Raw genomic sequence first — 9,189 nt, 5'->3', positions numbered from 1 at the left:
CGTTCGCCGCCGGGTAGGCGGCTGAGAGAATGCTCTGCCTGATGGCTTTGCACCCCTTGGGGTTCGCCGCCGGGTAGGCGGCTGAGACATTGTTAGGACTACGGACCGGCTAGTCGGAGCGGGTGTTCGGTGATTTGTCTGAGACTTTGATGGGAGAGGCAAAAGCTCTCTTTTCCTCATCGTTTTGCGGTTCGAGATAGTAGCGCGCGACCGCATGGCGTACGCTGAGCGTACGATGGCCGGTATCATCTAGCGCAAAATCTCGCTGCACTGCCACGCATCCTGCGGCTGGAATGTGCTCGGCGATGCTGAGATGCAGCTTTGTCATTTGGTTCCAAGGCCTGTCTAGAGTGATGGGTGCCCATTGATTGGGTCTGGTAGCTGGAAACTCCGCGGACACAATTCTGGACAGGACGAAATCAGAAGGTATGTTGGTAGAATGGTCATGGGCCCGAACGTGCAAGCGGTCGTGAATGTCCACGATATGGTGCGGTGAAATCATGCGGTATTGGTGGGCGGTTCTTTTGGAATCATAGAGAATTGAGCATGGCTGCTGGCTGCGCATTGACGAAAGAATGGTCTGCAGCACGTTCGGGTCCGGCTGCGCACGGTCAATTGTCGGTGCGCGGTAAAAGTTGAAGGGATAGGCTTGCTCCAGCCACTGGGACACAGTGGGTAGGTTAAACACGGACTGCAGCGGTAGTTCTGTTCGAACTACGATTTTTCCATTCAAATTCCTAATGCATTCATGTGCAGCAACCCTATTAAAAAGCGCAATAAACTTATCCTGATCATAAGAAACCGACGCTTTCGATAGGCCAAAAAAAGCCATGTACCCTTTCTTTTCCGCGGAAGAAAAAGTGCCGCTGTATCTCAATGATGCTTCAATCCAGCCAAATCTTCCAAAATTTTTTAAATAAATGTCTGTCATCAATTGTTGTCCTAATAATCAAAAGTTCAATTATTGAATAAATTGTATCTAGGACGCGCTCGTTATTGATGCAATCATCTCATATACAAATAAGAGGTGTGGTCATGGCGAGTGATGCAACTGAAGAGGTCAATGAAAAAGACATTCTGTCGTTTCATGAGACCGGGCGTGTTTTGAAGTCTGAAGAACTTGTTTCGGAATTTCAGCTGATTAAAGAAAAGCTGAAGAAGTGCGCAGCCAAGGACTTTGAGGATGTTGCGCGCGGATCTGGAACCCATTTGCTTAAGCTGCTGTCACCAAGGACAGGTAAAGATCAAGCGGTCCTGCGTTTTGTTGATGAGGGCAGCAATGAAACGCCGGAGTTTGTGCCTTCAACGAATGCTCCGTTGATACCAATTCAGAAGGTGCTCTATCGGCCTCTTCAAGTTGAGGGGCGCCCGAGCAAGAGTCTGGTAGAACACATTCTGAATCCGGACGACGGGTCATCTATCGTTCTAGACGCTTTTGCGCAGGTGTTTGGTGGAGAGTGTTTGGAGGTTGTAAAGGACGTCCTACTAAATCCGCTGGCCCCGATCACGACACTGCCTCCCAAAGAGTTTCCGATCGTCTTTGTACCTAACCCCGCAGGGGGCGACTTGCAGGTGACCCCAGTTTCTCCGGCAAGGGCCTACATGGGCGCTAAGGAGGTGGTGCGGCAGAAAATTGATGAAAAACGCCAGCTGGTACCGTTCTGGCATCTGAGCAAACAGGCGATCAGTGCAAAGCCGCAAAACATTTCCGGCAAACTGGGTGGACCGCGCATGCGCTTCCATGCCGCGTTGCCGAAAATGCTGGATCAGTATGATGCGCAGCTCTTCCGCTATGCAAAGGGCGGCGCTTTCCCGCGCTTCAACATAAAGCCCCTACAGGACGATGTGGTGCGCTATGCCCGGCTTGCCGAGCAAGACGAGGCTTATTCTAACCGGGATATTCGCCGCGGCCTGGACAGTCGGGCCGATCGTGTTGTCATGCCTCTTCTGGACTTCATCGCAACGGTCAAGGAGGATGCAATGGCGTTTGCTGCGCAAGAGGAGCTTCCTGCTGCGCCCTCTCCCATCGAGCTGTTGCTAAAACAGCCATGGCCGAAGGATGTTCGCCCCGTTGTGGAACGGGCGTTGAATGGGCCTCATTTCAGATCGCGCCTTGCAAATTGGGAGAAGCAGAAATGATCTTTTCTATTTCAGGCATTGTGGCTGATCGTGTGAACTTGCTGATGAACGATTATGCCTCGGGGCTGCCTTCACCGCTTGCCTTCCTTGGTTTGGGGGCGGCCATTGCACCGTCCATCGGGTGTGAACGTTGGGCGGTTCGGGTTCTGCCAATTCTGCATAACGTAACGGCCAGCCATGGGCGGACCAAGCCGGAAGCAGAGCCGAAATCCGGAAGTTTTCAACCCATCGAGCTTATCGAGGATACGACGGGGCACGTTGTGTTCTCGCTGTTTATCGACGCGCCCGGATGCGAGCGGGCAGACAAGGTCACTGCCGCCTTGCAAAGAGCGCGGCTTGCGGGTGGGCTGTTTCAGAATGCCGACAGGCTGCAGGCAGAGGCCGTTGCCAACCCAAGCGATACGGTCAGGCATCTGCGGCGCGGATATGGATTGGTGCATGCCAGACCGGAACGGGCCCTGGTTTCCACGGGTGACAACGCGTCCATAGAGGCAATTGCCCGCACACTGCACCCTGAAGAACGAGGTCCGGACCATGGCTGCCCGGTGGCTGTGGCCGTGGGGCATCGGCTTTTGGAAGACCCGGCAACGGCACCGAAACGCCGAAATACCCGTTCGGCGGAGATCCCCCATGTGTTTTCGGAGCCCGTGGTTGGCATCGGAGAATTGGTGTCGGTGCGCGAGGCGACCTTGCGTGAGGCATCGCCTGAAAGTTTTCTAGATTTGTTTTGGTCATGGACAACGCAAGGGGAATGGGTCTTTGGCCACCCTACTTATTTGAAATCCTGCAACGCGACATCCGCAATGGAGTTAGAAAATGTCTAGTGCTGTAAAAACTGTTTCCTTTGAAACCGGCATGCTGGCTTTCAGCCGGTCTCTCCAAATCACCGAGGGCTTGTTCTTTGGCACGTCCTCCGAGAAGGCGGAGCTGGCAGTGCCCATTGAGGTGATCGAGAAAGGTGTACGTGGTCAGTCTTCGCAAGACAACGCCAAGGACAAAGCTGGCAAAAGCAACCCGCAATCAGTGGATGCAGCCAGCGTTCCGGTGGGATGTGATGGCATTGAACTGCGGTTTTCCGTGCGCGTTCTCGATGGGGCCATGTCTCCCCATGCCTGTGATGATGGGGATGTGGTTACCTGTTATCGGCGCCTTGCCAAAGGCTATGCCAAGGCAGGTGGATTCAAGACACTGGCGCGGCTCTATCTTTGGAACATTGCCAACGGCCGGTTTGCATGGCGCAACCGCTATCAGACGGATGAGGCACGAGTGAAGTTGGAATTTGACGGCAAGGAGCTGGTGTTCAACCCGTTTGTGCTGGATCTAGAACAGCCTGACTCCATGGAGCAGCTCAGCAGCGCCCTGATTACAGGCACCACAGACGATTTGGAGCGGTTTGTTGAGGCGTTAGCGGCGGGGTTCGAGAACGGCAACTTCCATTTTTCCGTGGTCTGGGCGGCGAAGATGGCAGCAGGGCAGGAGGTATTTCCCTCTCAAGAGTATGTGCGTGAAGACAAGCAACGGGATGACTTGAGCCGCGTCTATGCCAAGTTGCCGGCCTATCATAGAGGAGAGTTTGTTCAGCAGGCCTCCATGCACTCGCAAAAAATTGGCGCAGCGCTGCGTCACATCGATATCTGGCATGGCAACGATGAGTACGGCGCCATTGCCGTCAACCCTTATGGCGGTGTGCAAGAAACCAGCGATGTGCTCCGCGCCAAAAAGAACAGCTTCTATGATCTGCGCAAGAAGGCCGATGAGTTGTTGAGTGCCGCTGAGAGCGCCCAGAGCGAAAGCGACATTACACCGGAGCTGCATTTCATCATCGCAAACCTTGTACGTGGCGGCGTCTACGGAAAGGTAGGGAAAAAATGACGGAGCGCCTGAACGAGGGGACTGGTCGTTGTTTGGCGACCGCGCAACTGGTGATCAAACCGACCCGCCCGGCTTTTGAGCTGGGCGCGGCCCCGGATGTGTTTGCTACCATCTTGAACGCTGTTCATCATGCCAACCGGCATGGCGACAAGGGAGATTTCATTGGCGTGTCCTTTCCCCTGCTGCGAAAGGTACGTGGGCGTTTGCAAACCGGTGATGAAGCGGTGTTGTTTGGTTCTGAAACCAGCCTTGAGGCTTTACTCAAGCTGGAAGGGCTTGCAACGCTCCAGCGGCGGCAGATGGTTCAGACGCCGGACATCTTTGAAGCAGAGGTTGAGCCGGGTGAGCTGGGTGCTGCTTATGTGCGCAGTCGGTGGGCCGAAAAATACACCTCCGGTGGGATCCGCCGTCGCAAACGGCGAGATCAGAAACGGGGAATCAATCTGCCGGACAGCGCCTATCGCTACAAGCCGGACCGCAATGAACTGGTGCTGCACTATGGGCAGGTTCCCTTAAGCGTGAAACAAGTGATTACGCAGATGACCGAGCAGCCTATTCTTGTTTCCACCTATGGGTTCTCCAGTTCACAGGCGCTTGGCGTGTTGCCGGTGGACGCACAGGAGGTGGAGCGTGACCGCGAGGCAGCATAGGGGTGGGCCGCGTCTTTTGATCACCGATCGGGAGACGGCTGTTTATCTGGAGCGCGCCCGCGTGCAGGTGGAAGGCGGGCGCGTTGTCTATCACGCCGTGGATGATGAGCGCAGGCGCTCGTTTTCCATCCCGCACGTTAATCTGGCGGTTCTGTTCCTGGGCCAAGGCACGTCCGTGACGCAGGATGCGGCGCGGCTGCTGGCAGAAGAAGGGGTGTATCTGGCGTTCACGGGAACCGGCGCAACGCCGCTTCATCTGGGCAGCTTGACCACCTATCAGGCCACGCGCCATTTCCGCGAGCTGCTGCCCATTTATCTGGATCAGGAAAAGTCGCTTGCCGCGGCCAAGGTGGTGATGCGTATCCGGGCCGAGATGATGGCGGAGCGCGGCGGCAAACAAGCCCGCAAACAGATGAAGGCGCGGGACATCTCCGGACTTGAGAAAAGGTGCAAGCGGTTCCTCAACGAAATGGAACCGTCCACCACCATTCAGGAACTTCTGGGCTATGAGGGCAGCTTCTCCAAGGCATGTTATGCCGAGTTTGCCAAGCTTTCGAAACTGGACAAGAAGACCGAGGAGCCGTTTCGCAGAAAGGCCGGAGAGGGCAATACTGCAGATCTACTCGGGCGCATCAACGCACTCATCGACCATGGCAACTACCTTTGTTACGGGGTGGCGGGCGCTGCGCTGTGGGCTCTTGGCATTCCGCCTCACATGTCCATTTTTCATGGCAAGACCCGTGCGGGAGGGCTGGTGTTTGATCTGGCCGATGCCTTCAAGGATGCGTATGTGTTGCCGTTCGCCTTTGGAGCCAAGATCGATGCGCCTGCCAAAGAGGTTGAAGACACCTTTCGCGAAAATCTGATCAACGCGTTTGATGACGGCAAACTGCTGGCTTTCTCCATTGAAACGCTGGAGAAGATGTTGGAGGTCGGCGAAAACCCATGAGGGAAGTGATTGCTGTCTGCCGTTCCTCCAAAAAGGCGCGGGTGAAAGTGGCGCAAGTGTTGGATCGCTATTTCTGGCGCATTGGCGACCGCACCTGGCGGGGCAAGGCCACGAACGCCTGCCTGGACCGGGTGGCGCGGGAACTGCGCAAGGACGCCAAGCGCAATACTGCCGTTTCCATTCAGGAAATCCGCTCGGCCAGTGAAAGTCGAGAGCCGCTGATCCTGATCGGTTCTCGAAGTGCTTTCGGTCCGTTTGGGCGCGTGCCGGTGGCAAGTCATCCCGCTAAGGCAAGTAGGTCGGCGTTTAGTGATGTGTTGCGCTCGGACCGGGCCACGCTGTTAATGGCGGTGCTTTTTCATGATTTAGGCAAAAGTACCAGACTGTTTCAGGAAAAACTCGCACGCGCTCTGGAGGGCGGCAAACCGGAGGCGGATCCGGTGCGTCATGAGCTGATTTCCGTAATGGCATGGAAGCACCTTGTTCTGGGACTTGATGACACTGGCGTTATTGCCAAGCTTAAGGCGCTAACTGCTGAGGACGTTGCGGCCGCATTTCATGACGCCGGCAAGGCTTGTCAGGATCCCAATAAACCGCATTCGGTATTGTTTGATGAAGACGCTTTGCCAAGCCGACTGGCACGGTCGGTTGCCATGCTGGTACTAACGCACCATCGGCTACCCAGCTCCGACAGCGGGAGTTTTCACTTGCCAACGGGTGCGCAGCATTTACGATCCTCGGACACCTTCGACAGCGCATTGCTGCAACCGGCACAAGGCCGCGCGCTCTGGGAAGAGCCTTGGTGGTTCGAAGAGGTGAAAAGAACCGCTGAAGACCTAGTATCTGAAATTGGCGGGCATCAGATCGACCTGCGCCTGCGCACCGCCATGATGTTTGCAGACCATCTAGGTTCGGCACAAAAGCAGGCAACAGAGCCTCCCGATTCTACCCATCTTGCCAACACCATTGAGGTGACGGGGCAGGACAAGACCAAGGCCAAGACTTTCACTGCGGCGGATTCCTTGCTGGAACATACCCGGAAGGTGCTGCGATGCGCCCGCCAGTCCTTTGACATGGTGCACCGGCTGCAGGATCGGTTCCCAGCTCTCATGGAACACGAAGCACCAACCCAGATCGCGTTTCCCACACCACCTGAGGAGATGCCCCAGTTCCACTGGCAAGCCAAGGCCGCTCAGGCAGCGCGTACACTCTGCGGCGCGGCGGAGGGGGGCTTTTTCGGATGCCTGATGGCGGGCACGGGTTCAGGAAAGACCAGAGGCGCGCCGACCATCATGGCGGCAGCAAGTTTTGGGGATTCCCGGCCAGAACGCCGCGCCTTGCGCATGGTGCTGGGGTTGGGTCTGCGCTCTTTGACCACGCAGTCCGCACAGGAATACGTGGATGAGTTGGGCTTTGCCGAACGTGCCCTTTCCGTGCTGGTGGGTCAGGTGCCTTTGGCATTCAAAACGCACGATGATGAAGAAACCGAAGATGAGAGAACCGGCTCTGAAAGTCTGATGCGCCTGCCGGACTGGTTGCAAATTGAAATGGCTCGGGGAGCGGTGCCGGCTGTTGGATCAGCGGAGGAAGCCGACTGGATGAAAGGGCTTTCGCTGGATACGGACCGGCAACTGCCCGCATTTTGCAGCTTGCTCATTGAAGAAAGCGGCAAGCCAGAGGCTTTTCGCCGGCTGATTGACGCCCCCATTGCGGTAGCGACCATTGACCATCTGGCCGGTGTGGCCTCTCCTGTTCGCTCCCGGTTCCTGCCCCAGGCCTTGCGGGTGCTCACCTCAGATCTCATCATTGATGAAGTGGACCAATTTGGCGACGAGGATTTGGCGGTTCTTACCCGGCTTGCCTATCAGGTGGGCGCTGCGGGCCGCAGGCTCATCATCATGTCGGCCACCATGCCGGAAGATATTTCCGCCGCCATGTTTAAGGCCTACCGGTCCGGATGGCGCACTTATGCGCAAACCTTTGAGGTGGCGGACAAGGTCAACCTGCTCTGTGTAGGGGATACGCCGGAAAGCTGCTTTGTGGAAGCGGGCGCGGAAACCATGAACGCAACCTTCGGTAAATGCCGGGATGCCATTGTAGCCCAACTGGATCAAGCGCCAGCGCTACGCATGGGGCGCATTTTGCCCCCTGCCACGGGGTGGCAAGAACTTGTAGGGCAGGTGGACGCTGCCGCGACCCAGTTGCATGAAGCTAATGCTGTCGAGGTGGGGGGGCTTCAGCTTTCTGTAGGGCTGGTCCGCATGACCCGTGTGTCGCACACAGCGGCGCTTGCCGTGCAGCTGCCGGCTGGGTATTTGCCTGATCGAGATACACTTCGGCTCAAGCTTTGCCTGCACTCCCAGTTTCCAAGACTTCATCGCAACTGGATCGAGAGTCTTTTGAAGCAGGCCTTGCGCCGTAAGGGAGCGATCCCGAATCGCGGCCTTGAGGCGCTGTTTAAACGCTTTGGCGCTTTTGAAAAGGCGCAGGCGCACGGCGCGCGCAAGATCGAGCTGGTTGTCATTACCTCGCCTGTGATTGAAACAGGGAACGACCTGGACTTTGACTGGGCCATTGTGGATCCGGTGAGCCTGCGGGCCATCATTCAGACCGCAGGGCGGGTGAACCGCCACCGTATGTGTGCTGTCAATGAGCCCAATGTGGCTTTGCTGGGCATGTCTCCAATCGTCATGGAGGAGGGTAAACTTGCCTATCCGGGGGTGGAAACGGAACACAAGGGTACTGGGGTTTCTCCCGCCAATCTGGGTAGCAACAAGGAAGACAGGGCGACAGATCGGCTGCTGGGAACAGAGGATTTTAAAGTCATCTCTGCGCGGTCCTTGCTGACGTACGAAGGAGAGGTGCCATTGCGTCGCCATGAAAGAGAGATGCGCACTGGCATGATCGACCCTCAGGGCAGCCATCGGTTGCTGACATGGTTCTTGGAGCACTATGAAACCCGAATGACCAAATCTGTATACGATTTGCGGGTGTTTCGTCGACCGGACGGCCGGAAAGAGGCCCTCTACGTCTGGATGGGAGAAAGCTTCGAGGAGGCTGAGTGGCATGAAAACCACCAACCGGAAGATTGGCGCAGTCGATTGAAGCCGGTTTCCTCTCCTTTTACACAAACGGATCTGCCGCAGGCGCCCTGGTTGCTGCAAGACATGACGCAAAACGCGTGGGCAGATTATGCGCCTCGCGGACCGGAAATGTCAGTACAGGACTTACAGCGCCTTATGCAGGTTTCACTGCAATTTTGGGAACAGGACTGGGCGGAGAGAAAGGTCATTGCCAATGATTACTTCGGTCTGGTTCGAGGATCTGAAAAGGATCTTTTTTCCGCCTTTGGAAAAGATAAATGAATTCAATGGGGTAGAGTTGGGTAGTAAAATTATCCAAAATGAGGGTGTGATGGGCTATCGAATTGTGACAAAAGAGTAATCAGCGCTGGAGGAACAGTTCGCCGCCGGGTAGGCGGCTGAGAGACTAAACTACCAGATAGTGAGGTGGCTAGTACCGTTCGCCGCCGGGTAGGCGGCTGAGAGATTTAGGGGCTTCAATAAGTCCTGTGGTGTC

The 9,189-nt window shown here is 56.0% G+C and carries 7 protein-coding genes; 6 read left to right on the top strand and 1 reads right to left on the bottom strand.

All coding sequences use genetic code 11. The features are described from left to right. Positions 1–109: 109 nt before the first annotated feature. A complete protein-coding gene (locus E1162_RS01695) occupies positions 110–931 on the bottom strand; it encodes a WYL domain-containing protein (protein WP_155125970.1) in 822 nt (273 codons plus the stop codon). 104 nt (positions 932–1,035) lie between these two features. Here E1162_RS01695 and E1162_RS01690 point away from each other — a divergent pair, with 104 nt between their 5' ends. The 6 genes from E1162_RS01690 to E1162_RS01665 are packed head-to-tail and all read left to right on the top strand — an operon-like array spanning position 1,036 to position 8,975. Then, positions 1,036–2,139, top strand: coding sequence for a hypothetical protein (locus E1162_RS01690; RefSeq protein ID WP_155125968.1), 1,104 nt, complete (start codon positions 1,036–1,038; stop codon positions 2,137–2,139). Then, on the top strand, positions 2,136–2,963 hold the full coding sequence (locus E1162_RS01685) for a type I-F CRISPR-associated protein Csy2 (RefSeq protein WP_257098574.1): 828 nt from the start codon (positions 2,136–2,138) through the stop codon (positions 2,961–2,963). Before E1162_RS01690 ends, E1162_RS01685 begins: the two co-directional genes overlap by 4 nt. Continuing rightward, complete coding sequence (csy3, locus tag E1162_RS01680; protein WP_155125964.1) at positions 2,956–4,011, top strand: type I-F CRISPR-associated protein Csy3; 1,056 nt, start codon at positions 2,956–2,958, stop codon at positions 4,009–4,011. Before E1162_RS01685 ends, csy3 begins: the two co-directional genes overlap by 8 nt. After that, positions 4,008–4,661, top strand: coding sequence for a type I-F CRISPR-associated endoribonuclease Cas6/Csy4 (locus E1162_RS01675; RefSeq protein WP_155125962.1), 654 nt, complete (start codon positions 4,008–4,010; stop codon positions 4,659–4,661). Before csy3 ends, E1162_RS01675 begins: the two co-directional genes overlap by 4 nt. A gap of 16 nt (positions 4,662–4,677) precedes the next feature. Then, positions 4,678–5,610: a type I-F CRISPR-associated endonuclease Cas1f gene (gene cas1f, locus E1162_RS01670; protein WP_257098573.1), complete on the top strand. Its 933-nt coding sequence runs from the start codon at positions 4,678–4,680 to the stop codon at positions 5,608–5,610. Next, positions 5,607–8,975 (top strand): CRISPR-associated endonuclease Cas3'', encoded by a 3,369-nt coding sequence (locus tag E1162_RS01665; RefSeq protein WP_155125958.1) that lies wholly within the window; start codon positions 5,607–5,609, stop codon positions 8,973–8,975. Before cas1f ends, E1162_RS01665 begins: the two co-directional genes overlap by 4 nt. The last annotated feature ends 214 nt before the right edge of the window (positions 8,976–9,189 follow it).

It is taken from the genome of Pseudovibrio flavus, from assembly GCF_009711345.1.
Classification (GTDB): Bacteria; Pseudomonadota; Alphaproteobacteria; order Rhizobiales; family Stappiaceae; genus Pseudovibrio; species Pseudovibrio flavus.
The sequence above is the reverse complement of the archived record's forward strand: the minus strand, read 5'-3'. Positions and strand labels throughout refer to the sequence as shown.